The organism is Geodermatophilus sp. URMC 64, from assembly GCF_053502555.1.
On the sequence record NZ_CP199955.1, the window covers coordinates 575,637 to 599,602 of the forward strand.

The following is a 23,966-nucleotide window of genomic DNA, read 5'->3' on the forward strand; positions in this document are numbered from 1 at the left end:
ATCGCGATCCTGGCGTTCTTCGCCGCGCAGTCCTCGGTGTTCCGCTCGGCCGGCGGGGTGGCCAACTGGCTGGACCCGGCCTCCACGCTCGGGATCATGGCCGTCGCCGTGGCACTGCTGATGATCGGCGGCCACTTCGACCTCTCCGCCGGCGTGATGACGGGGACGACGGCGCTGACGGTCGGCATCGTCGCGGTCCAGCTCGAGCAGAACATCTGGGTGGCCATCGTCGTCGCCCTGGTGCTCGCCCTCGCGCTCGGGTTCCTCAACGGCTACCTGGTCACCCGCACCGGGCTGCCCAGCTTCATCATCACGCTGGGCAGCTTCCTCATGCTCCAGGGCCTGAACCTGGGCCTGACGAAGTTCTTCACCGGCACGGTCACCGCCTCCGGCATCGCGAGCGCGGGCGGCTACGACGCGGCGAAGGCGGTCTTCGCCTCGACGGTGACCATCGCCGGCGCCCCGTTCCGCATCGCGATCCTGTGGTGGCTGCTGGTCACGGCGCTGGCCACCTGGGTGCTGCTGAAGACCTCGTTCGGCAACTGGGTGTTCGCGACCGGCGGCGACGAGGTCGCGGCGCGCAACGTCGGCGTCCCCGCCAAGCGGACGACGATCGCGCTGTTCATGACCACCGCGGGCGCCGCCTGGTTCGTCGGGACGACGATCGCCGTCCGCCTGACGTCGGTGCAGGCCAACACCGGCATCGGCAACGAGCTGATCTACATCGTGGCCGCGGTGATCGGCGGCTGCCTGCTGACCGGCGGCTTCGGCTCGGCCGTGGGCGCCTCGCTCGGCGCGCTCATCTTCGGCATGACCCAGCAGGGCATCGTCTACCTCGACTGGGACGCCGACTGGTTCTACTTCTTCCTCGGCGCGATGCTGCTGCTCGCCGTCCTGGCCAACCGGCTGGTCCGCCGCTACGCCGAGGCGGCCCGGCGATGACCGGTGGGGTGGGTGGGGAAAGCGCAGCGCCGCTGCTCGAGCTCCGGGACGTCGGCAAGACCTTCGGCACCGTCATCGCCCTCGACGGCATCAGCACGACCGTGCGCGCCGGGGAGGTCACCTGCGTGCTGGGCGACAACGGCGCCGGCAAGTCGACGCTGATCAAGATCCTCTCGGGGGTGCACCGGCCGGACCGGGGCGAGGTGCTGCTCGACGGGTCGCCGGTGGACTGGACGGCGCCGCGCGAGGCCCTGGACGCCGGGATCGCCACCGTCTACCAGGACCTGGCGATGATCCCGCTGATGGCGATCTGGCGGAACTTCTTCCTGGGCCGCGAGCCGACCCGCGGCTGGGGGCCGTTCCGCCGGTTCGACTCCGCGGAGGCCCGCCGGACCACCCGGCGGGCGCTGGGCGACATGGGCATCGACATCCGCGACCCCGACCAGCCGGTCGGCACGCTGTCCGGGGGTGAGCGGCAGTCGGTGGCGATCGCCCGCGCCGTCCACTTCGGCGCGCGGGTGCTGATCCTCGACGAGCCGACGTCGGCGCTCGGGGTCCGGCAGGCGGGGGTCGTGCTGCGCTACATCGCGCAGGCCCGCGACCGCGGCGTCGGCGTCGTCTTCATCACGCACAACCCGCACCACGCCTTTCCGGTGGGGGACCGGTTCCTGCTGCTCGGCCGCGGCCGCAGCCTCGGCGACTTCGGCAAGGGCGACATCACGCAGGAGGAGGTCACCCGGCTCATGGCCGGCGGGGCGGAGCTGGACGAGCTCGCGCACGAGCTGCGCCGTCCCGACTGACAGGCTTTCTGTACCGAAAGCCCGAGGGGTCACGGATCGTTATCCGCCGCCCGGAGCCGTGACACTTCCGCAACATCGCGTCCCACGCGCCGCGTGTTGCTCAACTGACCCGCAGTCACCGGTGCAACTCTGCTCGGGCTCGAATGTCCCTCTTCCCCAGGGAGCGCCCATGCTGCACCGCCTCGGTGCACTCCGGACCGCGCTGGTCGGCGTCGTGACCGGTGCGGTCGTCGTCGCCTCGGCCGGGACCGCGCTGGCCGCGCCGGCTCCCCCGCCCAATCCGAGCGACGACCAGATCAGCGACGCCGCCGCCGACCAGCAGGCCGCCGCGGCCGAGGTGGGCCGCATCGCCGGGCTCGTCGCCCAGGCCGAGGGCGAGCTGGAGCGCTACGCCCTGCAGGCCGAGGCCGCGGGCACGGCCTACGAGGCCGCCGCCGAGGCACTGCAGATCGCGCAGGAGGCCGCCGACCGCACCGCGGCCGAGTTGCGGACGGCCGAGGACGCCGTGGATGCCGCCGAGGCCCGCATCGCCGACTTCTCCCGGGACAGCTACATCGACGGGCACACGCTCAGCAGCGCCGCCGTCCTGCTGGACTCCGCGGGCCCGGGGGAGCTGGTCCGCCGCGCCGCGATGCTGGACTGGGTCGCCGACAACCAGCTCGACGTCCTCGGCCAGCTCGAGGTCGCCCGGGTCCACCAGGCCAACGCCGACTCCGCGGCGCGCTCGGCCCGGGACCAGATGGCCGCCGCCGAGGAGCAGGCCGAGGCGGCCAAGGCCGAGGCCGACTCGCGGCTGGCCGCCCAGCAGTCGGCCTTCGACCAGGTGAACGCGCAGAAGGCCGCCTACGAGCAGCAGCTGCAGGCGGCGCAGATCCACCTGCTGGAGCTGCAGGGCGCCCGCAACGCCTACGAGCAGTGGGTCGCGCAGAAGCAGGCCGAGGAGCGCGCGGCGGCGGAGGCTGCTGCCCGGGCCCAGGCCGACGCGGCGGCCAGCGCCGCCGGCGCCAGCGCCTCGCCGAACGGCTCCGACTACGTGCTCCCGGCGGCCGGGCGGACCTCCAGCTGCTTCGGTTCCCGGTGGGGCGTGCAGCACCTGGGCCAGGACATCGCCGCGCCCATCGGAACGCCGATCTACGCGGCCACGTCCGGCGTCGTGAAGCGGGCCGGCCCGGCGACCGGCTTCGGCCTGGCCGTCTACATCCGCGGCGACGACGGCGCGGTCACCGTCTACGGGCACGTCAACCGCTACTTCGTCAGCGCCGGTCAGCGGGTCTCGGCCGGCCAGCAGATCGCCGAGGTCGGCAACCGCGGCCAGTCCACCGGCCCGCACCTGCACTTCGAGGTGCACCCGAGCGGCGCCATGTACGGCGGCGCGGTCAACCCGGCGCCGTGGCTGCGCGCCCGCGGCGTGGCCATCAGCGGCTGCTGAATACGGGGCGCAGCGGAGGGCCTCGAGGTCAGGCCGCCGCTCCTGGGTTCGAGTTCGTCCTCGTGGAGTCCTGCAGCACTCGTGAGCCGGGAGTTCGACCCCTGAACCGCGCCCGGCGCCGTGCTCTTGCGGCGTAGTGCACGCTCGGGCGGTGCTGCACGACCGCAAGAGCACGCTGAACACCGCAAGACCCGCACGAAGAGGCGGGCTGTCGCACGCTGAGCTGCGACGTCAGCTGGTGGGTGCGGCGGAGGTCGGCAGCGACGCGCAGTTGGAGACCACGTAGCTCGACACGTTCGACTGGGCCTCGCTCACCTGCGCGGTGATCTGCTGCTCCGCCTGCTCGAACTGGGCCTGGCCCTCGGGGGTGGAGAGATCGAGGGTGGCCGCGGTCGCCTGCAGCTGCCGGAGCGCGTCCCCGAGCGCGGCCCAGTCCTGCTCGATCGCGGTGGGTGCGTCGACCTGGTCGACGGCGTCGACCACCTGCTGCAGCACCGCCCCGGCCTGGGCCGGGTCGCTGGACGCCGACTGCAGCTGGCCGAAGACCTCGGTGACCTGCTGGCAGAACGCGGCGGCCTCGGGGTCGGTCGCGCTCGACGAGGTCGCGCTCGACGAGGTGGTCGTCTCCGAGGCGCTGGACGAGGCGGCGGAGTCGTCGCTGTCGCCGCCGCTGCACGCGGTGAGCAGCACGACGGCGGCGACTCCGGCCAGACCGGTCCGGCACAGGGTCAGGGTTCGGCGCATGCGGGCAGGCTAGCGGCCGAGCGGACGGCCCACGGTCGGCGCGGCTACCGTGCGGCCCGTGGAAGCCCCGTCCGACCCGCGCGCCACCTGGGACCTGCCGGCGTTCGGCGCGATGCCCCGCACCGCCGAGCTGGAGCCGCTGGTCACCCGCGTGCTGGCGCCCAACCCCTCCGGCATGACCCTCGACGGCACCAACACCTACGTCGTCGGTGCGCCGGGCAGCGGGCAGGCGGTGCTCGTCGACCCCGGTCCGGACGACGCCGCGCACCTGGCCGCGGTCGATGCGGCGCTGGCCGCCCGCGACGCCCGCTGCGTGGCGGTGCTGGTGACCCACCACCACGGCGACCACGCCGAGGCGGCCCAGCCGTGGGGCGCCCGCCTCGGTGCGCAGGTGGCCGCGGCCCGCTCCGACGTCGCCGGTCCCGGCGGGCGGGTGCTGGAGGCGGGGGAGCGGCTGGCGCTGGCCGGCACGACGGTCCGCGTCGTCGGCACGCCGGGGCACACCTCCGACCACCTGGCCTTTCGGCTGGAGTCCGGCGCGGTGCTGGTCGGCGACCACGTGCTCGGCCGCGGCACGTCGGTGGTCACCCATCCCGAGGGGGACGTCGTCGCCTACCTGGAGTCGCTGCGCCGGGTGCACGACCTCGGCCCCAGCGCCCTCTACTGCGGCCACGGCCCCGAGCTGACCGAGGACCCGACCGCCGTCCTCGACTTCTACCTGGCCCACCGCGCCTACCGGGAGGCGCAGATCCTCGGTGCGCTCGCCGACGGCGAGCGCACCGTCGACGAGCTCGTCGAGACGATCTACGCCGCCTATCCGCGCGAGGTGTGGCCGGCCGCGGCCCAGTCGACCCGCGCCACCCTGGCCAAGCTGCGCGCCGACGGCCGGGTGGAGGACGCCGGCGGCGAGGCGGTCCGGCTGGCATGACGCTGGTGCGCGCCGCCGACAGCGCCCGCGACCAGCGGCGGGCGGCCGCCGCGCTGGCCGCCGCCGGGGTGCGGGCGGGGGACCGGCTCCTGGTCGGCGCCGCCGCCTCACCGGCGCTGCTCGCCGTCGTGCTGGGGGCGCTGCGCAGCGGCGTCGTCCCCGTCGTCCTGGACCCGGCGCTGCCGGCCGCCGAACACGCCGCGCTCGCCGAGGACGCCGACCCCGCGCTCGACGTGGGAGCCGAGCCGGAGCGCCTGCTCACCGGCGACGCGGAGGCCGACCTCGCCGACGTGCCGCTGGCCCGGCCGATGCACTACACCTCCGGGACCACCGGGCGGCGCAAGGGCGTGTGGTCCGGCGTCCTGACCGAGGACGACGCCCGCGCGCTGGCCGGCGAGGAGACCGGCGTCTGGGGCTTCGAGCCCGGCGACCGGCACCTGGTGCTCTCCCCGCTGCACCACTCCGCGCCGCTGCGCTTCGCGACGCACACGCTGCTGGCCGGCGGCGACGTCGTCCTGCCCGGGCCGTTCGACGCCGCCCGGGCCGCCGCCGCGATCGCCGAGCACCGGCCGACGACCGCGTTCTGCGTGCCCACGCACCTGCGGCGGCTGCTGGACCAGGACGTCGACTGGTCGTCGCTCCGGTTGCTGGCGCACGCCGGCGCGCCGTGCCCCGAGCCGCTCAAGCGGGAGGTGCTCGACGCGCTCCCGCCCGACACCGTCGTCGAGTTCTACGGCTCCACCGAGGCGCAGTTCACCGTCTGCCCGGCCGCCGACTGGCTCGCCCACCCGGGCTCGGTCGGCCGGGCCCGCCCGGGCCGGGAGATCACCGCCGACGAGCGGGGACAGCTGTGGTGCCGCGTGCCCCGGTGGGCGCGGTTCGAGTACTGGCGGGCGCCGGAGAAGACCGCCGCGGCCTGGCGGGGCGACCGGGTCACGGTGGGGGACCTCGGCCGGGTGGACGACGACGGCTTCGTGTGGCTCGACGGCCGCCGGGAGGACCTGGTCATCTCCGGCGGCGTGAACGTCTACCCCGCGGAGGTCGAGGCGGTGCTCGACGGGCACCCCGGGGTGGCCGAGAGCGCGGTCTTCGGGCTCCCCGACGAGGAGTGGGGCCAGCGCGTGGCCGCCGCGTACGTCGGGACGGCGGCGCCGGAGGAGCTGCGGGCCTGGGCACGCGAGCGGCTCGGCCCGGCCAAGCGGCCCAAGGAGCTGCACCGGGTCGGGGAGCTGCCGCGGACCTCCACCGGCAAGGTGCGGCGGCTGGACCTGCCGGGCGTGCTGGGGCTCACGGGTGGCTGACGGGCACGACGTCCTGGTGGTGGGCGCCGGCTCGGCCGGGTGCGCGCTGGCCGCGCGGCTGGCCGACGCCGGCCGGCGGGTGCTGCTCCTCGAGGCCGGCGCCGACTTCGCCCGCCCGGAGGACTTCCCGCCGGAGCTGCGCAGCGCCGCCTCGCTGGCCGCCGTGGCGCCGGGGCACCCCGCCACGGACGAGCTGCGCGCCGTCCTCACCGACGAGGTGACCGCCCACGTGCGGCGCGGCCGGGTGGTGGGCGGGTCGAGCGCGGTCAACGGCGGCTACTTCGTCCGGGCGCCCCGCGCGGACTTCGACGGCTGGGCCGCGGCCGGCAACGACCTGTGGTCCTACGACGCGGTGCTGCCGGCGCTGCGCCGGCTGGAGACCGACGCCGACTTCGGCGACCGGCCCGAGCACGGTGCCGCCGGGCCGGTCCCCGTGCGGCGCCCCGCGGCCGGGCACCCGCTGGCCGACGCGTTCGCCGCGGCGGCCGCGGAGCTCGGCTTCCCCGCCGAGCCGGACAAGAACGCCGACGGCGGGCGGCCCGGGTACGGCCCGATACCGTGCAACGTCGCCGACGGCGTCCGCGTCAACGCCGCCATGGCGTACCTCTCCCCGCGCCGCGACTGCGCCGACCTCACCGTGCGCGGCGGGGTGCGGGTGCGCCGCGTCCTGGTGGAGCGCGGGCGGGCGGTCGGGGTGGACACGGACGCCGGGACCTTCCGCGCCGCCGAGGTCGTGCTCAGCGCCGGCGCGGTCCGCTCGCCGCACCTGCTCCTGCTGTCCGGAATCGGTCCGGCCGGGGCGCTGCGGGCCGCGGGGATCGGCGTCGTCGCCGACGCACCCGGCGTCGGCGCGGACTTCACCGACCACCCCGACGTCTACGTCCGCTACGCGCCGGCCCGGCACCCGCCCGACGTCCCGGGGCTGCCGCCGCTGCACAGCGCGCTCAACACCGGCGACCTGGAGATCCAGCCGTGGCTGCGGCCCTTCTCCGCCGTCGGGCTCCCTGCTGGCGGCGACGACCTCGTGCTGCGCGTGGCGCTGCAGCGGGAGGAGAGCCGGGGTCGGCTGGGCCTGGCAGCTGACGACCCGGCGGCGCCGCCCCGGCTCGAGTACCGCTACCTCACCGAGGCGGCCGACCGGGCGCGGCTGCGCGACGGCGTCCGGCTGGCGGCCGAGCTGCTGGCGTGCGCGCGCCTGGGCGCCGCGCGGACGGGCCTGCCCGACGACGTCCTCGCCGACGACCGCGCCCTCGACCGGTGGATCGCCCGGCACGTGGGCACCGCCGTGCACCTGTCCGGCACCGCGCGCATGGGCCCGGACGGCGACCCGGGGGCCGTGGTCGACCAGCGGCTGCGGGTGCGCGGCGTCGAGCGGCTGCGCGTCGCGGACACCTCGGTGCTGCCCTGGGTCCCCTCGCGCGGGCCGGCCGCGACGGCGGTGCTGGTCGGGGAGCGGGCCGCCGAGCTGGTGGTGGGGAGCTGACTCACCCGCCGCCGTCGGGGGGCGGCGGGGGCGGTACCGGGCCCAGCGGGATGCCGGGCGGCGGGAAGGGTGCCTTCGGCTCGGCGGTGAGGATGGGCGCCATCGCGTCGTGCCAGACCTGCGCGCCCCGGCCGCCGCCGAAGGAGCCGACGTCCTGGTTCTGCTTCGGGTTGAGCACCATCACGCTGGCCGCGTAGCGGGGCGTGAACCCGACGAACGCGATGGAGAAGCGGTTCTGGCTGGTGCCGGTCTTGCCGGCGATGTCGTGGCCCGGGACGAAGGCCCGGGTGCCGGTGCCGATCGGGAGCGCGGTGTCGCCGACCAGGATGTTGCTCAGCGTCGTCGCGACCGCGGGCGGGATGGCCTCGGGCGTGCAGTGCCACCCGGTGTCGTACGGCTTGCCGTCTTCGTCGCGCAGCGGGTCCCCCGAGGCGTCGAGGACCTCGGTGACCGGGACGGGGTCGCACTGCGTGCCGTTGGCGCCGAGGGTGGAGTACGCGCTGGCCAGGGCCATGGGGCTGGTCGCCTCGGCGCCGAGGGTGAACGAGCCCCGGTTCTCGGCGATGACCTGGTCGGCGACCGGGTCGAGCGAGAACAGGCCCATCTTCTGGGCCGTGCGCACCGGGCCCTCGACGCTGCCGAGCCGGTCCTCCAGCGCGACGAAGTAGGTGTTGGACGAGCGGATGAGCGCCTCGGTCATGGTGAGCGTCGGTGGCATGTTCCCGACGTTCTCGACCGTGTAGGGCGCCGACCCGTTCTTGTAGACGCGGGAGACGTACGGGCTGCCGGTCGTCTGCGTGAACGAGGGCGGGATGCCCTGCTCGAGCGCGGCCGCGGCGACGAACACCTTGTAGGTGGAGCCCGCGCCCTGGCTGGCGGCCAGGTTGAGGTTCACCGACTCCTGCGCGGGGTCGTTCGCGTCGTAGCCGAAGACGCGGTTGACGCTCATCGCCTGGACCGCGCCGGTGCCCGGCTCGAGGGCGGTGAAGATGGCGGCCAGCGGGTCGCCCATGGGCAGCGTCGCGAGGACGGCGGCGTCGCCGGAGCGCTGCAGATCCGGGCGCAGCGTCGTCTTGATGGTCAGCCCGCCGTTCTCCAGCTCCGACTGCGGGATGCCCAGCGTCTGGGTCAGGTGGCGCTGCACGAAGTCGCAGAAGAACCCGCCGATCACCGCGTCCACGCAGCCGTTGCGCGGCGGCGGGCTCGGGGCGACGGTCACCGGCTCGTCGGACAGCGTCGACAGCTCGTCGTCCTCGAGGTGGCCCTGCGCGTGCATCCGCTCCAGCACCTGGTTGCGGCGGGTCTGCGCGCGGTCCGGGTCGACGAGGGGGTCGTCGACGGTCGGCGTCTGCACCAGCCCGGCGAGCATGGCGGCTTGGACGACGGAGAGGTCGGCGGCGTCGACGCTGAAGTAGCGCTGCGCGGCGGCCTGGACGCCGTAGGCGCCCTCGCCGAAGTATACGAGGTTGAGGTAGCGGGTGAGGATCTCGTCCTTGGAGTACCGCTCCTCGAGCGACAGCGCCAGCCGCGCCTCCCGCAGCTTGCGGCCGATGCTCTGCTCGGTGGCCGCCTGCCGCTCCTCCGGCGTCGCGGCGGTCTGCAGGAGGGTCTGCTTGACCAGCTGCTGGGTGATCGTCGACCCGCCCTCCTGCACCGAGCCGGCCAGCACGTTGGACACCAGGGCCCGCACGGTGCCCTCGACATCCAGGCCGTTGTGCTCGTAGAAGCGGGCGTCCTCGATGTCGACCAGGGCCTGTTTCATCACCGGGGCGATGCGCTCCGACGGCACGGGGGTCCGGTTGTTCGTGTAGAAGTTCGTGATCACCGAGCCGTCCGCGGCCAGCAACACGCTGTTGCCCGCCGGTGCGTGGTCACCCAGGGCCGACGGCAGCGGGCTGAGCAGGTCGGCCGAGGACCGCGCCGCGAGCCCCGGGCCCACGATCCACGGCGTCAGGGCGGCGGCGATGAGGACGCCGGCCAGGGGGACGGCGACGAGGAGCATCGCCAGGGCCCGCAACCGGGGATGACGCCGTCTGGCCACCGCTGACCCCGCTTCCCCCCGGCCCTCCTCGGGCGGAGAGGGGGCCGGCGCAGGTCCCGGATCCGGACGGTTCCGGACCCGTGATCCAATCCCTTGATGATGACGGAGCGACGCCGTCGCAGGTAGACGGTCGTGACCGCTTCGTGACGCGTGGCAGGGTGCAGGCGCGGACCACCGTGCAGCGGAGCCCGGCGGCCACCGAACGCGTGGGGAACCGTGCCGCAGGTCGAGACCGTCCGTGGCCCCGTCGACACCGCCGAGCTGGGGCAGGTGCTCAGGCCCGGACTGTCCCGGCGGCGCGCGATCGCAGCCGCCGGGACGCCGGCGCCTGGGGGTTACCGGATCGCGCGGATCTCGGTGCTGGTGTTCGACAGCGGCGCCCACGCGTCGGGGTGCGGACGACCGGCGTCCACGACCCAGGACGGCGTGCGCGCGGCCGAGGTGGTGCCGCGCTTCGCGGTGGGGCGGGCGGAGAGGCCCACGATGACGGCGAGCAGCACGATCAGCCCGACGAGCACTCCACCGATGACCAGAAGCGTCGAGAGCATGTACTCAACGTAAGCGCCGGACTGTTCCGTGTCACCGGCTGGGGGCAGGCAGATCTCCCTGAACCTCGACCGCGGAATGCGCAGACTTCGCCCGTCGACACTCCCGGACCGGTCCGTTCTCTCAGCAGCTTCCGCTGACCGCGGCCGGGCCGCCCCCGACGGCCGAAGTGGCCACTTTGGCCCCGTCGGGCGTGGGTATGGCGGCGACGTGGCGGAGCAGACGCGAGGAGGGCTGTCGCCGGCGCGCGCGGCGGGCAGGCTGGCCGGGGTGCCGCTGGGCGCGCTGGCGCGGTGGCGACAGGGCAAGCCGATGCACCCGCGCGGCGCGGTCTTCGGCGGGCAGCTCGAGCGGGGGACCGGCGGTGAACCGGTGGGCGTGCCGTGGCTGGACGAGCCGGGGCAGGACGCGGTCGTCGTCCGCCTCTCCCGCGGGATCGGGCTGCCCGAGCCGTGGCCGGACCTGCTCGGCCTGGCCGTGCGGATCCCCGCCGGGGCGGACGGCGAGCCGGTCGACCTGCTGCTGACCAGCACCGCGACGGCGCCGCTGCTGCGCATGGTGCCCGTGCCGCGGCTGCGACCGGCCACCCCCTACACCTCGATCATGGGCTACCGCTCCGACGCCGGGACGCTGCTCCTGGCCGCCCTGCCGGACCGGGGCCGGGAACCCCTGCGGTTCACCCTGTGCGCGGCGCAGGGGCAGGGGCCGTGGCGCCCGTTCGGCCGGCTGACCCTGACCGGGACCCGGGAGCCGCTGGACCCCGACGTGCGCTTCGACGCCGTCCGGCACCCGCCGCACGGCCTCGTGCCGGACGGTCCGATGGCCCGCTTCCGCGCCCCGGCGTACGCCGCGGCCCGTGAGGGCCGCGACCAGCCGCCGCCGTAGGGCATGCCTGGCGCATCTCCAGCCTCGGTAGCGCCGCCCAGGCGGCGCTCCCATCGGCATGGATCCGCCCGGCACGCCCTAGTCTCGCCCCGTGACGGGGACGGGGACGGCGGTGCGGACGCCGGGCCGCGACCTGCTGGTGCACCTGCGCCGCGCCCGCGACCACATCGACCGCCACTACGCGGCGCCGCTGGACCTCGACGCGCTCGCCGCGGTCGCCGGCGTCTCCAAGTACCACTTCGCCCGCTGCTTCGAGGCCACCTACGGGGAGACGCCGATCCGCTACCTCACGCGGCGACGGATCGAGCGGGCGCAGGACCTGCTACGGCACGCCAACCTCACGGTGACCGAGATCTGTGTCGTCGTCGGGTTCGCCAGCCTCGGCTCGTTCTCCTCCCGGTTCCGGCAGCTCGTCGGCGAGAGCCCGACCGACTACCGCGACCGCTGGGCCGCCCGCGGCGGGCCGCACGTCCCCGGCTGCTGGCTGTTCATGCGCGGCGCCCTCGACCCCGGCGGCACCGCCGCGCCCCGCTGACGGATCGCGCAATCTGGGAGAAGCCCGCGCCCGCCCCGCGGCTCTAGCGTCGTCGCATGATCACGAACATCTCGCTCATCACCGTCTACTGCCTCGACCAGGACAAGGCGCGCGACTTCTACGTCGACGTCCTCGGCTTCACGCCGCGCACGGACATCACGATGGGGGAGGGCTTCCGGTGGGTGACCGTCGGGCACCCCAGCCAGCCGGAGCTGGAGGTCACCCTCATGACGCCCGGCCCGCCGCTGGACGAGGAGGCCGCCGCGTTCGTCCGCCGCCAGCTCGAGAAGGGCGGCCAGGGCGGGCTCGGCCTCACCGTCGACGACTGCCGCAAGACCTACGAGGAGCTCTCCGCCAAGGGCGTGGAGTTCCTCCAGGAGCCCAGCGACCGGCCGTACGGCGTGGAGGCAGTGATGCGCGACGTCTCCGGCAACTGGCTGGTGCTGGTGGAGCCGCGGGCGTTCACCCCGGAGGACTTCGCCTGACGACGAGGTCCTAATCCCGGTGACACCGTCCGGCGACGGGTGGAGCATGGCCCCACCCGATCCGCCGCACGGGGGTCCGACGAGCGGGAGCTCTCGTGGACGCTGTCACTTCCCGGCCGGCCCGATCCCAGCGCATCCGCCGGGTGTCCCCGGGCATGCGGGTCCTGCTCATCGCCTTCTGCGTGCTGACCGCCCTGGCCACGGTCGCGCTGTTCGTGATGGCGGAGCGGACCGCCGACTTCTTCGCCTGGACCATCCAGCCGCCGCTGACCGCCGCCTTCCTGGGCGCGGGCTACGCGGCCGGCTTCGTGCTGGTGGTCCTGTCGCTGCGCGACCCGGTGTGGGTGGACAGCCGCGTCGCGGTGCTGACCATCCTCGCCTTCGTCGTCCTGACCCTGACCGCGACCCTGATCCACCTCGACCGGTTCCACTTCATGGCGGAGTTCGCCGCGAGCGGGTTCCTGGCCAAGGCGGCGGCCTGGTTCTGGCTCGGGGTCTACATCGTGATCCCGGTGGCCATGCTCGCGCTGCTCGTGCCGCAGGAGCGCTCCCGCGGCCTCGACCCGCCGGCGCGCCGCCCGGTGCCGCTGGTCCTGCGGGTCGCACTGGGGCTGGAGTCCGTGGTGCTCACGGTCACCGGCGTCGTCCTGTACGTCGCGCCGACGACGGCGGAGCGGCTGTGGCCGTGGGCGCTCACGCCGCTGACCGCCCGGGTGGTGGCGGCCTGGCTGATCGCCTTCGGCCTGGCCACCGCCCTCGCCTCGGTGGCCGGTGACCTGCGCCGGCTGCGGACGGCGGCGATCGCCTACACCGTCTTCGGCGCCCTGGTCATCGTCTCGCTGATCCGGTTCTTCGGCACGCTCGACTGGGACGACCCGCCGACGATCGCGTTCGCGCTGGTGTCGGTCGCCATCGTCGCCACGGGCGCGGCCGGCTGGGCCCTCGCGCCGAAGCCGCGGCGGATCCGGCGGCGCGCGGGAGCCCACGCGGCGGCGTGAGAGGTCGCTCACCCGATCGGGCCTGTCCGGTTTCGTTGGTGCGACGGGCGGGGTAGCCGATCCTGGCGTCGGCTCGATCCCGGGCCGGTCACGTCGACCTGCACCTCCTCCTGCGGAGTAGTGCACGACCGCAGGAGGAGCACCCCCGTGTCCGTCGCAGGGCCGTCCGAACCGGTGCCGCGGGTGGCCGCCGTCCCGTTCGCCGACGCCTACGTGGACGCCGTCCTGCCGCCCGGCGTGGTCCGCGTCGGGCCGGCCGCCGAGCCGAGCCCCTGGCTGGACGCGGCGTACCTGACCGCGCACGCGGGGGAGATCGACGTCCTGCACGTGCACGCCGGCTACGGGCACCTGCCGGTGGCGGCGCTCGAGCGCTGGACCGAGACCGTCCGCCGGCTCGGGATCCCGCTGGTGGTCACCGTCCACCAGCTGCGCGAGCCGTCGGAGCCGCTCGCGACCCGCCACGACGCCCACCTCGCCGCCCTGCTGGCCACCGCCGAGGTCGTCCTGACCCTCACACCCGGCGCGGCCGACGAGATCGCCGACCGGTACGGCCGGACGGCGATCGTGGTCGCCCACCCCTCGCTCACCGCCCCGCGCCCCGACCTCGGCGCCGAGCGCGGGCTCGTCGGCCTGCTGCTGCGCTGCCCGTCCCCGGCGGTGCCCGACCCCGCCGGCCTCGTGCGGGCGGCGCTGTCCGGGGCGGTGTCCGGCGGCGGGCGGCTGCGGGTGCTGCTCGGCGTCCCCGGCCACCCCGACGACGCGGTGCCCGGGATCTCGAGGCTGGCCGCCGAGGGCACGCTGGAGCTGGTCGTGCCGGGGGCGGACGACGCCGCGTGGACCGCCGAGCTGCAGCAGCTGCACGTCGCGGTCCTCGCCGAGCGCTGCGGCACCCACTCGCGGGATGTGGAGGTCTGCCGCGACGTCGGCACCCGCGTGGTCGCGCCCAGCTGCGGCTGGTTCGCCGACCAGTGGTCCGACGTCGTGACCTACGGCAACGACGAGGACCGCGGCTTCGACCCGGTCTCGCTGAGCGTCGCCGTCGGGGCGGCGCTGGCCCGCCCGATGCCGCGGCCGGCCGACCGCGCGTGGCGGGAGGAGCAGCGCGCCGCCGTGCAGCGCGTGCACGCGCAGGTCTACGCGCAGGTGGCCGCGGACCGCGTCCGGGTCTGACTCACGACGCCCGCAGCCGCAGGGCGCGGGCGGGGCAGCCGGCCGCCGCCGACCGGGCGCGGCGCAGCAGCTCGCGCAGCACCTCGCCGGCGGCGAGCAGCGGGTATCCCCATTCGTCCAGGGCGATGCCCTCGGGCAGCAGCTCGGCGCACACGCCGTGCCCCGTGCAGGCGATGGGATCGACGACCAGCCGGGTCACCGGGCGCCTCCGGGGACGGGCAGGAACGGGACGTCGGTCGTCGCGCTGCAGCGCCCTTGCCGGTGCAGCGCCAGCTCCCGCGCGAAGACCCCGAGCGCGCTGGCGACCAGCCGCACCGTGCCGTCGGGGTGCCGGCACGCGCCGCGCCCCTCCATCAGGCCGCACCAGCGCCACACGTCGGTGAGCAGGTCGCCGGGCGCCGGGCCGGGCCGGGCCAGGACGTCGAGGCCGGCGGCGATGCGGGGCAGCCCGTTGAGGCACGGCCCGCACTGGCCGGCCGACTCCGTGGCCAGCCAGCCGACGACGCGGGCGGTCTCCCGCAGCCCGCAGCGGTTCCCGGGCAGCGCCGCCAGCACGCCCGCGCCGAGCGCCGCGCCGACCGGCTCGAGCCCGGCGCGGTCGAGCGGCAGGTCCTCCGCCACGGCGGCCGGCAGCCAGGTGCCGTGGTAGCCCCCGACCAGGACGGCGCGCACGTCGTCCTCGATCGGGAGGACGTCGCCGAGCGGCGTGCCCAGCGCCACGTCGACGACGTCGGCGTCGCCGGTCGCCGGTCGCCGCGTGACGAGCAGCCGCTGCGCCGCCCCGCTCTCGCCCCGGGCGAGCAGCGCCAGGCGGGCCAGCGTCTCCACGTTCTGCACCAGCGTGGGCCGCCCGTCCACGCCCCGCTCGCGGATCGGGACGACCTTCGCGCGGGGCAGCGGCGCCCCGCCCTCGACAGCGGCGGCCAGCGCGGACTCCTCCCCGGCCACGAACCGGTCGTCGGCCGGGTGCAGCCGCACGGCGGGGAGGTCGGACCGCTCGGCCAGGCGCTCGGCCAGTCCCGGCAGCAGCGCCGGCGCCGCGGCGAGGACGACGGAACGCGCGCCGAGCGTCCGCGTGACCATCAGCAACCCGTCGAGCACCAGGTGCGGCGCGCGGGCGAGCAGGACGGCGTCCTTGTCCGCGGCCGGTTCGCCCTCGGCGCCGTTGGCGATCACCACCGGCCGGCGCCGGGCGGCGGCGACCGACCGGAGCTTGACCGCCGTCGAGAAGCCCGCACCGCCGCGGCCGGTGAGCCCGGCGGCCGCGGCGACCTCGATCGCGTCGGCCGGGGGAAGCCGGCCGAAGGCGCTCAGGTGGTCCGCCACGCCGGGTCCGGCCGCGTCGAGCAGCCCGGGGAGAAGCAGGGACGTCGTCATGGGGGTCACCTGTTCCGGAGGACGGGAACGGCGGGGCCGCCGGCCAGGGCGGCGGAGGCGCGGGCCAGGGCCGCGGGGGCGCGGTCGGCGGGGACGGTGTGCCGTCCGGTCCAGGCCACGACCGTCGTGCCGGCCACCACGGCGGCGCAGGCCAGGGCGAGGGCCAGCGCCCAGCCGGAGCCGAGGTCGGTGCCCGGCATCAGGCCGTGCACGAAGGCCAGCGGCCACAGCAGATAGGCGCTCCGGTGGATCGGCTGCCAGACCCGGCGCGGCAGCCGGCCCCGCAGCAGGCTGCTGACGACGATCACCAGTCCCAGCTCCACCGCGAGGGCGCCGAGGCCGATGCCCGCCGGCCGCCAGGTCGAGGTGAACGGCACCAGGGCGGCGAGCGCGGGGATGCCGACGTAGGAGTCGGCCACCGACGTGACCACGTGCACGAGCAGCAGCAGCGCCGAGATCAGCGAGACGTTGCGGTGCAGGGCGACCGCGCCGAACCGGGGCAGGCCGGGCAGCCGGCGCTGCCGCTGCACGACCACGCCCAGCACGACCGTGGCCGTCATCAGGACCAGGGAGACCACGCCGGTCGCCCGGATCAGGTACCAGAACGCCTCTGCACTCATGCCGCGGCCTCCGCGGGCCAGCCCCCGGCGGTGAACACCTCGCCGTCGACGGCCACCAGTCTGACCGGTACGCCGACCGCGCGCAGCCACGGCCAGACGGCGTTCCCGCGCACCATCGCGGCGGTGCACACCGTGTTCGCGTCGACACAGTTGCCGGCGGCCACGGAGACGGTCCGCCAGGCGGGCGCGGCCGGCAGGCCGCTGCGCGGGTCGAGCAGGTGGTGCAGCCAGGCGCCGCCGCGCTGCCAGCGCCGCGCGACCGAGGAGGAGGTGGCCAGGCCGCCGTCCGTGATCGTGACGACAGTCGCCGGCCCGGCCGGCGGGGCGTCGGGATCGCCGCAGACGTCCTCGACCCGCACCCGCCAGCCGCCGTCCGGAGCCGGCCCCGCGACGGCGAGGTCGCCGCCGAGGGAGACCAGGCAGCCGGCGCCGGTGCGGCCGGCGATGTCGGTGGCCGCGGCGTCGGCGGTCCACGCCTTCGCGGTGGCGCCCAGGTCGAGCCGGACGCCGGGGGAAAGGCGGACCCGGTGCGCCTCGGGGTCGAGCTCCACCGCGCGCCAGCCGGGTGCGGGGACGGCGACGACGAGTCCGTCGGCCGTCACCAGCCGCAGATCGCGGTCGTAGCCGAGACCGGCCAGCGGGCCGCCGACGGTCGGGTCGACGTCGCCGTCGGTCAGCCGCGCGGCGCGCAGGGCGACCGTGAGCAGCTCGGCCAGCAGCGGGCTGATCTCGGTCCACCCGCCGGGCTCGAGCGCGGCCAGCTCGGAGTCGGCGCGGAAGCGGCTGCTGGCGCGGTCCACGGCGGCCATCCGGTCCGCCAGCAGGACGCGGGCCTCGTCGAGCGCGGCCGGGTCGGTGACGGCGAGCCGGACACGGCAGCTCCAGGCCGTCCAGTCGGCAGTGGCGGTCACGGGCACCTCCTCGGGTCTACCGAGAACGGTGCGCCGCGGAACTGCCTGAGCCCCGTGGTGCCGCTGTGCGGCCCCTTTGAGGTCAGGAGACCGGGTCGGACCCGGCGTCGTCGGCGTCGTCGGTCTCCGGCGCGCCGAGCATGGCGCCGGGCAGCCGAACGGTGAACACCGTTCGGCCGGGGCCGCTGCTGACCTGCACGGTGCCGTCGTGCGCCGCGACGACCGCGGCGACGATGGCCAGGCCGAGACCGGTGCTGCCTGCCGCGCGGGAGCGGGAGGCGTCGCCGCGGGCGAAGCGCTCGAAGACCTGAGCCTGCAGCTGCGGCGGGATGCCGGGGCCGTCGTCGGCCACCTCCAGGACGGCGGTGCCGCCCTCCATGCCCAGCCGCACCGTTGCCGTCGTCCCCTCGGGGGTGTGCGTGCGGACGTTGGTGAGCAGGTTGGCCAGGACCTGGTGCAGCCGGGCGGCGTCGCCGGGCAGCAGGACGGCGACCGGCGGGACCTCGACCTGCCAGTGGTGCCCGGGCCCGGCCACGCGGGCGTCGCTGACCGCGTCGAGCACGAGCACGGTGAGGTCGACCTCCCCGAGCTCGAGGTCGCGGCCGGCGTCCAGGCGGGCGAGCAGCAGCAGGTCGTCGACCAGGGCCGACATGCGCAGTGACTCGGACTCGACCCGGCGCAGCATGTGCGCGACGTCCTCGGTCGACGGCGGGCGGCCGTCGGTCTGCTGGCGGCGGAAGAACTCGGCGTAGCCGCGGATCGAGGCCAGCGGCGTGCGCAGCTCGTGGCTGGCGTCGGCGACGAACTGGCGGACCTGTGTCTCGGAGGCCTGCCGCGCGTGCAGCGAGACCTCGACGTGGTCGAGCAGCCGGTTGAGCGCCGTCCCCACCCGGCCGACCTCGGTGCGCGGGTCGGTGTCCCCCTCGGGCACCCGCTCCGCCAACGTGACCTCGCCGCTGGCCAGCGGCAGCTCGGTGACCCGGGTGGCGGTGCCCGCGACGCGCTCGAGCGGCCGCATGGTCCGCCGGATGACGAGGGCGCCGGCGATCCCGGCCGCCAGCAGGCCGGCCAGCCCGGCGATCACCTCGACGGTGATCAGGTTGCTGACGGCGCGGTAGGAGCTGCCCAGCGGCAGGCCCGTGACCTGGACGTTCCCGTCGGGCGCCGTGCTGGCCACGACGCGGTAGTCGCCGTAGCCGCCCCCGAGGTCGACGGTGCGCGGTTCGCCGTCGGCGGGGAGGTGGGCCAGGACGCCGCACTCGTCGTCCGCGAGGTTGTCGGTGTGCCCGCTGGCGGTGATGACCGCGGCGGAGACGATGCTGCCGCGGGCGACCTGCGCGGCGAGGGTGCCGGCGCCCTGGCCGCGCCGGTTGAGCGATTCGGGGCCGTGGTAGTCGTCGTCGTAGTCGAGCGGCGGCGGGTCCCCGTCGTAGGAGCCGGTGCCCCGCTGGACCGCGGCGGAGAGCTGCACGTCGACCTGCTCGATCAGCTGGGACCGCAGGACCAGGGTGGAGATGACCCCGACGAGGACGAGGACGACGGCCAGCGGGACGAGGAAGGTCCACAGCAGCCGAGCCCGCAACGACAAGCGTTGCGGGCGCCGCGGCCACATGCGACCTCCAGGGCTCAACTGTTCGCCGGCTTGATCATGTACCCGGCACCGCGGAGCGTGTGGATCATCGGCTCGCGGCCACGGTCGATCTTCCGCCGCAGGTAGGAGATGTACAGCTCCACGACGTTGCCCTGCCCGCCGAAGTCGTACTGCCACACCCGGTCGAGGATCTGCGCCTTCGACAGGACCCGGCGCGGATTGCGCATCAGGTAGCGCAGCAGCTCGAACTCGGTGGCGGTCAGCCGGATCTCGTCACCGCCCCGGGTGACCTCGTGACTGGCCTCGTCGAGGGTGAGGTCACCGACGACGAGCAGGCCGTCGTCGGCCACCGCGCGGTTGGTCCGGCGCAGCAGGCCGCGCAGGCGGGCGGCGACCTCCTCGAGGCTGAACGGCTTGGTCACGTAGTCGTCGCCGCCGGCGGTCAGCCCCGCGATGCGGTCGGCCACGCCGTCGCGTGCGGTGAGGAAGATGACCGGCAGCAGCGGGGCGTCGGCGCGCAGCCGCCGCAGCACCTCCAGGCCCTCCATGTCGGGGAGCATGACGTCGAGGATCACCGCGTCCGGCCGGAACTCCCGCGCGGTGCGGACGGCGTCGGTCCCGTTGGCCGCCGTCCGGACGTCCCAGCCCTCGTACCGCAGCGCCATCGACAGCAGCTCGGTGATGGAGAACTCGTCGTCGACCGCGAGCACGCGCAACGGGCTGCCGTCCGGCCGGGTCAGCGGGGCGCGGGACGTGGCGCCGGAAGGAGCGGTTTGCGTCATGGCGATCACTGTGCCGCTGCTTCCTGTGGATTCTCTGAGAACGGCCGGAAGGTTCACTGAATTCAGGAACCGCCGCTCGAGGCGTCCACCGACCCGGAACCGCTCGAGCTCCCGGGTGCCTGCTGCGCCCGGCTGATCGAGTCGCCCGACGAACTCGTGCTCGTGGTGCCGTCGCTCGTGGAGGCGTCGCTCGCCGTGACGGCTCCGTCGGTGGCGGTCCGGTCGGCCAGCCCGACCGCCAGCGCGCCGGTGCCGAGGGCGGCCGCCGCGGCGACGGCGGCCGTGACGGTCCGGACGCGGCGGCCTGGGCGGAGCTGCTCGTACGGGTCGGAGTGCGGCGCGGAGGAGGTCATGCCGGCCAGCCTCGGCGCGCGCCGTCGGAGGGCGCCGTGGCCGCTCTGTGCGGGTGCTGTGGGCCGCTCGGCTCACCCTTCGGGGGGATCCGGTGGGGCTCGGGTGCAGTCCGCCCCGGGTCATGCCGATCGCGTTCACACCAGCGGCGGTTCTCGAGAACCGTGGAGGAGGACTTGTGACCGATCCCCGTCAGCCCGACGTCGTGCAGACGAACTCCGGCTTCCTGCACCTGTCCGAGGTCGAGGAGCCGCAGGTCTCGGCCAACCCGGTCATCCACCACATGTCCGTCTACAAGACGCGGGCGCGCATGATGTCCGACTCGCGGGTGGAGCAGCGGGCGCGCGAGATGCACGCCGCCAGCAGCTACACGGAGTGGGAGAGCCTCTCCGACACCGACCAGGAACTGTGGCGCCACATGGCCCGCGTGGAGCTGTGCTGACAACCCCGCAGGGGAAGAACGGGTGGGCAGGGGCGGGGTCGAACCGCCGACCTCTCGCTTTTCAGGCGAGCGCTCGTACCGACTGAGCTACCTGCCCCGACCGGTGTGTGACACCGGAGAGCGACCCTGACGGGACTCGAACCCGCGACCTCCGCCGTGACAGGGCGGCGCGCTAACCAACTGCGCTACAGGGCCTTGCTGTGGTGCGTGCCCCCAACGGGGTTCGAACCCGTGCTACCGCCTTGAAAGGGCGGCGTCCTGGACCGCTAGACGATGGGGGCTCGTGTTCGCCGGGGGCAGGGCAAACGATACATGGCCCGCGGCGGCCGCCCGACACCACCCCGGCCGACACGGGACCTCCGTCCTGACGGACCGGCGCGTCGGCCCTGATCTGCAGGGGTCCTCCCTGTCAGTCTGTGCGCCGTGAGCCGAGCCCGTGTCGCGTCCGCAGCCCTGTTCGCCGCCGCCCTGCTCGCCGGGTGCGGGTCGGGGGACGACGGCGGCAGCGACACCGCCTCGGGCTCATCGGCGGTCTCGTCGGCCCCGTCGTCCTCGTCGTCCGCCTCCGCGTCGGCGACCGCCACGGGCGGCTCCGAGAGGCCCGACGACGGCAGCACCGACGCGCCGGCGTTCCCCGCGAACACCGAGCCCGACACGGAGGAGGCCTCCGCCGACGCGCAGGTGACCGTCAGCGACATCCGCACCGGCCGGCACGGCGGCTTCGACCGGGTCGTGTTCGAGGTCGGGGGCACGGGCACACCGGGCTGGGACGTCCGGTACGTGGACCAGGCCTCCTCGCAGGGCAGCGGCGACCCGATCGACGTGGCCGGCGACGCCGTGCTCCAGGTGACGCTCACCGGGGCCCAGATCCCCGACACCACCGGCGTGGCCGAGTACGACGGGCCGAACCCGCTGGCCGGGGCCGGCACCCAGACGGTCACCGAGGTCGCCTACGACCACATCTTCGAGGGGACGGCGGTCGCCTTCGTCGGGACGACGGCGGAGGTGCCGTTCCGGGTCTACGCGCTGTCCAACCCCGCGCGCGTGGTCGTCGAGGTCCGCGACTCCTGAACCGCGGGGGGTCAGCCGAGCGAGGCGCTGAGGGTCACCCCGTCCTCGGTCACCTCGGTGCACTCCAGGGCGAGCGGGCCGGCCGACACGCTCTCGCCCTGCCCGCAGGAGACCTCGGTGTCCCCGACGCGCAGCGTGGCCCGGCCGTTCTCCACGCCGGCCAGCGCCAGGCTGGTGTTGAGGACCTCGGCGGAGGCGCCGTCCCCGGTCAGGGTCACGGAGCACGTGGTGCCCGAGCAGGAGACGCTGTCGGAGCTGAAGCTGCAGCCGGCGAGCGGCGCGAGCAGGAGCCCGCCGGCGAGGACGGTCGCGGCCAGGCGCGCGGAGCGGGTCGTCGACATGACCCGAGCGTAGGTCGGCGGGGTCAGCCGGTCGGGGAGGCCGGGGGGCTCGCGCCGTCCGTGCCGTCGCCGCCGGACCCGTCGCCGTCGGCCCCGCCGGTGCCGTCCGTGCCGGACCCGTCGGCGGGCTCGACGACGGTCCGCTCGATCGTCACCTCGGTCTCGCCGAGCCCGCCGAGGGTGATCTCGTCGTAGGCGACCAGGTCGCCGGTGTCCGGGTCGAGGTAGAGGACGGTGCAGGTCAGCGGCGTGGGCTCCTCGCCCTGCAGCCCGCGCAGCCCGGCCCCGCCGGTGGACCCCTCGACCATGAGCCGGGTGCCGCCGTCGAGCACGGAGACGTCCCGCTCGTGCTTGTGGCCGGCGAGGACGAGGGGGACCTCGCCGTCGAGCGGCTCCGCCGTGGCGGGGTCGTGCACCATCGCGATCGCGGGCGGATCGGCCAGCGTGCCGGCGAACTCGGCCAGGCGCTCGCCGCTCTGCTCGAGCGACTCGGTGTCCGGGTCCTGCGCGTCCTTGTCGGGCGTGAAACGCGGGTCGGGGGCGCCGACGACCTCGATCCCGGCGACGGTGACCGCGGAGTCGTCGAGCACGGTGGTGTTCGGCTGGTCGGCGATCAGTGCCGCCGTCGTCGCAGAGTCGTGGTTGCCGCGGATGTAGACGTAGGGGACGTCCCACGTGCCCACCGCGGTGATCAGGCTGTTCTCGGGCGCGCTGCCCCAGTCGGTGATGTCCCCGGTGTCCAGCACGCCGTCGACCTGGAACTGGTCGACCACCTCCCCGACCAGGTCGAAGCCGGCCGGGTTGAGGTGCAGGTCGGAGACGTGCAGCAGGGCCACCGTGTCGTCGGTGCCGCCGGGCGCCGGGAGCGCGGAGAGCGTGCCGTACAGCGTGCTGACGTTGGTGACCAGGTCCTCCAGCGACGCGCGGTAGGCGTCGAAGCGGGCCACGATGTCCCGCGCGCTGCCGATCAGGCTGTTGGCGTTGACCAGCAGGCCCGTGTAGGTCGGCGAGCTCAGGGCCTCCGGCCGCCAGGTGGCCGCACCGAGCCCGGCGCTGCCGGCGAGCACCGCGGTGGCCACTCCGAGGGCGATCAGCGGCTCACGGCGGCGGCGCAGGACGATCAGCGAGGTCAGTGCCGCACCTGCGAGCCCCGCGCCGGCGGTCGTCCAGATCAGCCGGACGACGGCGGCGCGCAGGTCCTCGCTGACCCGGTCCACGACCGTGTCCAGGCGCGACGGGTCGGTGGCCAGAGCCCGGGCGCGGTCCTCGTCGACCCGGGTCAGCTGGATCTGCAGCTGCAGCGGCCCGTCGTAGGCGTCGACGTCGAGGGCGCCGAGCGGCGGGATCTCGACCTGCGCGCCGCCCCCGACGGGGCGGAAGGCCACCGTCGCGTCGAACGGCCCGATCGGCGCCTGCACGCGGCCGACCAGCAGGATCCCGAGGAGGGCCCCGGCGATGGCGACGGCGATCCGCAGCCCCCAGCGGCCGGCGACCCGGGCCGGCGCGACCCACCGCGGCGGCGCAGCCGGGGCGGGGTCGCTCATCCCGCCGAGGTTAGCTCCGGGCGAAAACCCAGCGCAGGGCGACGAAGCGGAGCAGCCCGACCGCCCCGGTCACCGCGCCGACGAGGGCGATGCCGAGGAGCGTGCTCGCGTCGTCGCTGACGGCGTCGAGCCAGGCCAGGGCCATGGTGGTGGCGGCCATGCCGGCCAGCGCCAGGCCGCCCCCCTCCCACTGGGCGGTGAACCAGCTGACCCGCCCGCCGGCGCGGAAGGTCAGCCGACGGTGCAGCTCGTTGGCCAGGACGGACGAGGCGATCGCGCCGACCAGGTTCGCCGGCTGGTCGCCGAGGTCCGCGAGGGCGACGAAGAGCAGTGCGTACACGGCGCTGGACGCGCCGCCGACGAGCACGAACCGGGCGAACTGCGCGACGGCGTCGTCCCGCTCCAGGCGCTCGATCAGCCCGGACCGGTCCTGCACCGACGTCGGCACGTCGACCGCCAGCGGGCGGCGGATCAGTGCGCACGTCATGTCAGGTCTCCCGGTCGAGCGTCTCGTTGCTGTTGGCAACTAGGTGTATCCATCGGACCCGGCCGACCATTCCGGGACCCGATGTGGGAACTCTCACCCACACCTATGACGGTTCTGTGTGCCGCAACTCACCGGTCGGCATCGCCGCACGTCGGCGGGGGT

Annotated in this window: 26 protein-coding genes and 3 tRNA genes; 13 read left to right on the forward strand and 16 right to left on the reverse strand. The window is 75.3% G+C overall.

The features are described 5' to 3' along the window. Positions 1 to 36: 36 nt before the first annotated feature. From ACWIYF_RS02820 to ACWIYF_RS02830, 3 genes are all read left to right on the forward strand, one after another. Complete coding sequence (locus ACWIYF_RS02820; protein WP_448626604.1) at positions 37 to 942, forward strand: ABC transporter permease; 906 nt, start codon at positions 37 to 39, stop codon at positions 940 to 942. Beyond that, on the forward strand, positions 939 to 1,742 hold the full coding sequence (locus ACWIYF_RS02825; protein ID WP_448626605.1) for an ATP-binding cassette domain-containing protein: 804 nt from the start codon (positions 939 to 941) through the stop codon (positions 1,740 to 1,742). The genes ACWIYF_RS02820 and ACWIYF_RS02825 overlap by 4 nt, the downstream gene beginning before the upstream one ends. 169 nt (positions 1,743 to 1,911) lie before the next feature. Then, the gene (locus ACWIYF_RS02830) at positions 1,912 to 3,171 is read left to right on the forward strand and encodes a M23 family metallopeptidase (protein ID WP_448626606.1); all 1,260 of its coding nucleotides are present in this window, start codon (positions 1,912 to 1,914) and stop codon (positions 3,169 to 3,171) included. Between the two features lie 231 nt (positions 3,172 to 3,402). Here ACWIYF_RS02830 and ACWIYF_RS02835 read toward each other — a convergent pair whose 3' ends face one another. Next, positions 3,403 to 3,915 carry a hypothetical protein gene (locus ACWIYF_RS02835; protein WP_448626607.1) on the reverse strand — a complete coding sequence of 171 codons (513 nt, stop codon included), beginning with the start codon at positions 3,913 to 3,915 and terminating at the stop codon, positions 3,403 to 3,405. A gap of 58 nt (positions 3,916 to 3,973) precedes the next feature. On the opposite strand from ACWIYF_RS02835, the gene ACWIYF_RS02840 reads away from it, so the two are divergent. The 3 genes from ACWIYF_RS02840 to mftG are packed head-to-tail and all read left to right on the forward strand — an operon-like array spanning position 3,974 to position 7,627. Continuing rightward, complete coding sequence (locus ACWIYF_RS02840) at positions 3,974 to 4,843, forward strand: MBL fold metallo-hydrolase (protein ID WP_448626608.1); 870 nt, start codon at positions 3,974 to 3,976, stop codon at positions 4,841 to 4,843. Next, positions 4,840 to 6,144, forward strand: a complete 1,305-nt coding sequence (locus ACWIYF_RS02845; protein WP_448626609.1) for a class I adenylate-forming enzyme family protein — start codon at positions 4,840 to 4,842, stop codon at positions 6,142 to 6,144. Before ACWIYF_RS02840 ends, ACWIYF_RS02845 begins: the two co-directional genes overlap by 4 nt. Further along, positions 6,137 to 7,627 (forward strand): mycofactocin dehydrogenase MftG, encoded by a 1,491-nt coding sequence (gene mftG, locus ACWIYF_RS02850; protein WP_448626610.1) that lies wholly within the window; start codon positions 6,137 to 6,139, stop codon positions 7,625 to 7,627. The genes ACWIYF_RS02845 and mftG overlap by 8 nt, the downstream gene beginning before the upstream one ends. A 1-nt stretch (position 7,628) precedes the next feature. Here mftG and ACWIYF_RS02855 read toward each other — a convergent pair whose 3' ends face one another. Beyond that, the gene (locus ACWIYF_RS02855; RefSeq protein WP_448626611.1) at positions 7,629 to 9,668 is read right to left on the reverse strand and encodes a transglycosylase domain-containing protein; all 2,040 of its coding nucleotides are present in this window, start codon (positions 9,666 to 9,668) and stop codon (positions 7,629 to 7,631) included. Between the two features lie 335 nt (positions 9,669 to 10,003). Beyond that, the gene (locus ACWIYF_RS02860) at positions 10,004 to 10,216 is read right to left on the reverse strand and encodes a hypothetical protein (RefSeq protein WP_448626612.1); all 213 of its coding nucleotides are present in this window, start codon (positions 10,214 to 10,216) and stop codon (positions 10,004 to 10,006) included. Positions 10,217 to 10,424: 208 nt separating this feature from the next. On the opposite strand from ACWIYF_RS02860, the gene ACWIYF_RS02865 reads away from it, so the two are divergent. From ACWIYF_RS02865 to ACWIYF_RS02885, 5 genes are all read left to right on the forward strand, one after another. Beyond that, on the forward strand, positions 10,425 to 11,099 hold the full coding sequence (locus ACWIYF_RS02865) for a phosphodiesterase (protein WP_448626613.1): 675 nt from the start codon (positions 10,425 to 10,427) through the stop codon (positions 11,097 to 11,099). Positions 11,100 to 11,190: 91 nt separating this feature from the next. After that, positions 11,191 to 11,634 carry a helix-turn-helix transcriptional regulator gene (locus tag ACWIYF_RS02870; protein WP_448626614.1) on the forward strand — a complete coding sequence of 148 codons (444 nt, stop codon included), beginning with the start codon at positions 11,191 to 11,193 and terminating at the stop codon, positions 11,632 to 11,634. Positions 11,635 to 11,690: 56 nt separating this feature from the next. Continuing rightward, on the forward strand, positions 11,691 to 12,119 hold the full coding sequence (locus ACWIYF_RS02875; RefSeq protein WP_448626615.1) for a VOC family protein: 429 nt from the start codon (positions 11,691 to 11,693) through the stop codon (positions 12,117 to 12,119). 95 nt (positions 12,120 to 12,214) lie between these two features. Continuing rightward, on the forward strand, positions 12,215 to 13,117 hold the full coding sequence (locus ACWIYF_RS02880; RefSeq protein WP_448626616.1) for a hypothetical protein: 903 nt from the start codon (positions 12,215 to 12,217) through the stop codon (positions 13,115 to 13,117). A 147-nt stretch (positions 13,118 to 13,264) separates the two neighbouring features. Beyond that, positions 13,265 to 14,287, forward strand: coding sequence for a glycosyltransferase (locus ACWIYF_RS02885; protein WP_448626617.1), 1,023 nt, complete (start codon positions 13,265 to 13,267; stop codon positions 14,285 to 14,287). A gap of 1 nt (position 14,288) precedes the next feature. Here the strand turns inward: ACWIYF_RS02885 and ACWIYF_RS02890 are convergent, their stop codons facing one another. The 7 genes from ACWIYF_RS02890 to ACWIYF_RS02920 all read right to left on the reverse strand — a co-directional run bounded on the left by ACWIYF_RS02890 (position 14,289) and on the right by ACWIYF_RS02920 (position 19,921). Continuing rightward, positions 14,289 to 14,486, reverse strand: a complete 198-nt coding sequence (locus tag ACWIYF_RS02890; protein ID WP_448626618.1) for a ferredoxin — start codon at positions 14,484 to 14,486, stop codon at positions 14,289 to 14,291. Beyond that, positions 14,483 to 15,664 (reverse strand): NADH-ubiquinone oxidoreductase-F iron-sulfur binding region domain-containing protein, encoded by a 1,182-nt coding sequence (locus tag ACWIYF_RS02895; protein WP_448626619.1) that lies wholly within the window; start codon positions 15,662 to 15,664, stop codon positions 14,483 to 14,485. The genes ACWIYF_RS02890 and ACWIYF_RS02895 overlap by 4 nt, the downstream gene beginning before the upstream one ends. A 5-nt stretch (positions 15,665 to 15,669) precedes the next feature. Beyond that, positions 15,670 to 16,284 carry a ferric reductase-like transmembrane domain-containing protein gene (locus ACWIYF_RS02900; RefSeq protein ID WP_448626620.1) on the reverse strand — a complete coding sequence of 205 codons (615 nt, stop codon included), beginning with the start codon at positions 16,282 to 16,284 and terminating at the stop codon, positions 15,670 to 15,672. After that, positions 16,281 to 17,195 (reverse strand): FAD:protein FMN transferase, encoded by a 915-nt coding sequence (locus tag ACWIYF_RS02905; RefSeq protein ID WP_448626621.1) that lies wholly within the window; start codon positions 17,193 to 17,195, stop codon positions 16,281 to 16,283. Before ACWIYF_RS02905 ends, ACWIYF_RS02900 begins: the two co-directional genes overlap by 4 nt. Before the next feature lie 82 nt (positions 17,196 to 17,277). Beyond that, positions 17,278 to 18,777 carry a sensor histidine kinase gene (locus ACWIYF_RS02910; protein WP_448626622.1) on the reverse strand — a complete coding sequence of 500 codons (1,500 nt, stop codon included), beginning with the start codon at positions 18,775 to 18,777 and terminating at the stop codon, positions 17,278 to 17,280. A gap of 44 nt (positions 18,778 to 18,821) precedes the next feature. Continuing rightward, positions 18,822 to 19,568, reverse strand: coding sequence for a response regulator transcription factor (locus ACWIYF_RS02915; protein ID WP_448626623.1), 747 nt, complete (start codon positions 19,566 to 19,568; stop codon positions 18,822 to 18,824). 62 nt (positions 19,569 to 19,630) lie between these two features. Then, positions 19,631 to 19,921 (reverse strand): hypothetical protein, encoded by a 291-nt coding sequence (locus ACWIYF_RS02920; protein WP_448626624.1) that lies wholly within the window; start codon positions 19,919 to 19,921, stop codon positions 19,631 to 19,633. Between the two features lie 176 nt (positions 19,922 to 20,097). On the opposite strand from ACWIYF_RS02920, the gene ACWIYF_RS02925 reads away from it, so the two are divergent. Further along, a complete protein-coding gene (locus ACWIYF_RS02925; RefSeq protein WP_448626625.1) occupies positions 20,098 to 20,361 on the forward strand; it encodes a hypothetical protein in 264 nt (87 codons plus the stop codon). A 23-nt stretch (positions 20,362 to 20,384) separates the two neighbouring features. Here the strand turns inward: ACWIYF_RS02925 and ACWIYF_RS02930 are convergent. The 3 genes from ACWIYF_RS02930 to ACWIYF_RS02940 all read right to left on the reverse strand — a co-directional run bounded on the left by ACWIYF_RS02930 (position 20,385) and on the right by ACWIYF_RS02940 (position 20,642). Further along, positions 20,385 to 20,458 (reverse strand) — tRNA-Phe (locus ACWIYF_RS02930). Positions 20,459 to 20,482: 24 nt separating this feature from the next. Then, positions 20,483 to 20,556, reverse strand: a tRNA-Asp gene (locus tag ACWIYF_RS02935). Positions 20,557 to 20,569: 13 nt separating this feature from the next. Continuing rightward, positions 20,570 to 20,642, reverse strand: a tRNA-Glu gene (locus tag ACWIYF_RS02940). A gap of 142 nt (positions 20,643 to 20,784) precedes the next feature. On the opposite strand from ACWIYF_RS02940, the gene ACWIYF_RS02945 reads away from it, so the two are divergent. Then, positions 20,785 to 21,432, forward strand: a complete 648-nt coding sequence (locus tag ACWIYF_RS02945) for an AMIN-like domain-containing (lipo)protein (RefSeq protein ID WP_448626626.1) — start codon at positions 20,785 to 20,787, stop codon at positions 21,430 to 21,432. Between the two features lie 11 nt (positions 21,433 to 21,443). On the opposite strand, the gene ACWIYF_RS02950 is transcribed toward ACWIYF_RS02945, so the two are convergent. The 3 genes from ACWIYF_RS02950 to ACWIYF_RS02960 are packed head-to-tail and all read right to left on the reverse strand — an operon-like array spanning position 21,444 to position 23,804. Next, complete coding sequence (locus tag ACWIYF_RS02950; protein ID WP_448626627.1) at positions 21,444 to 21,773, reverse strand: hypothetical protein; 330 nt, start codon at positions 21,771 to 21,773, stop codon at positions 21,444 to 21,446. A gap of 23 nt (positions 21,774 to 21,796) precedes the next feature. After that, positions 21,797 to 23,317, reverse strand: a complete 1,521-nt coding sequence (locus tag ACWIYF_RS02955; protein ID WP_448626628.1) for a metallophosphoesterase family protein — start codon at positions 23,315 to 23,317, stop codon at positions 21,797 to 21,799. A gap of 10 nt (positions 23,318 to 23,327) precedes the next feature. Further along, a complete protein-coding gene (locus tag ACWIYF_RS02960; protein WP_448626629.1) occupies positions 23,328 to 23,804 on the reverse strand; it encodes a GtrA family protein in 477 nt (158 codons plus the stop codon). Positions 23,805 to 23,966: the final 162 nt, after the last annotated feature.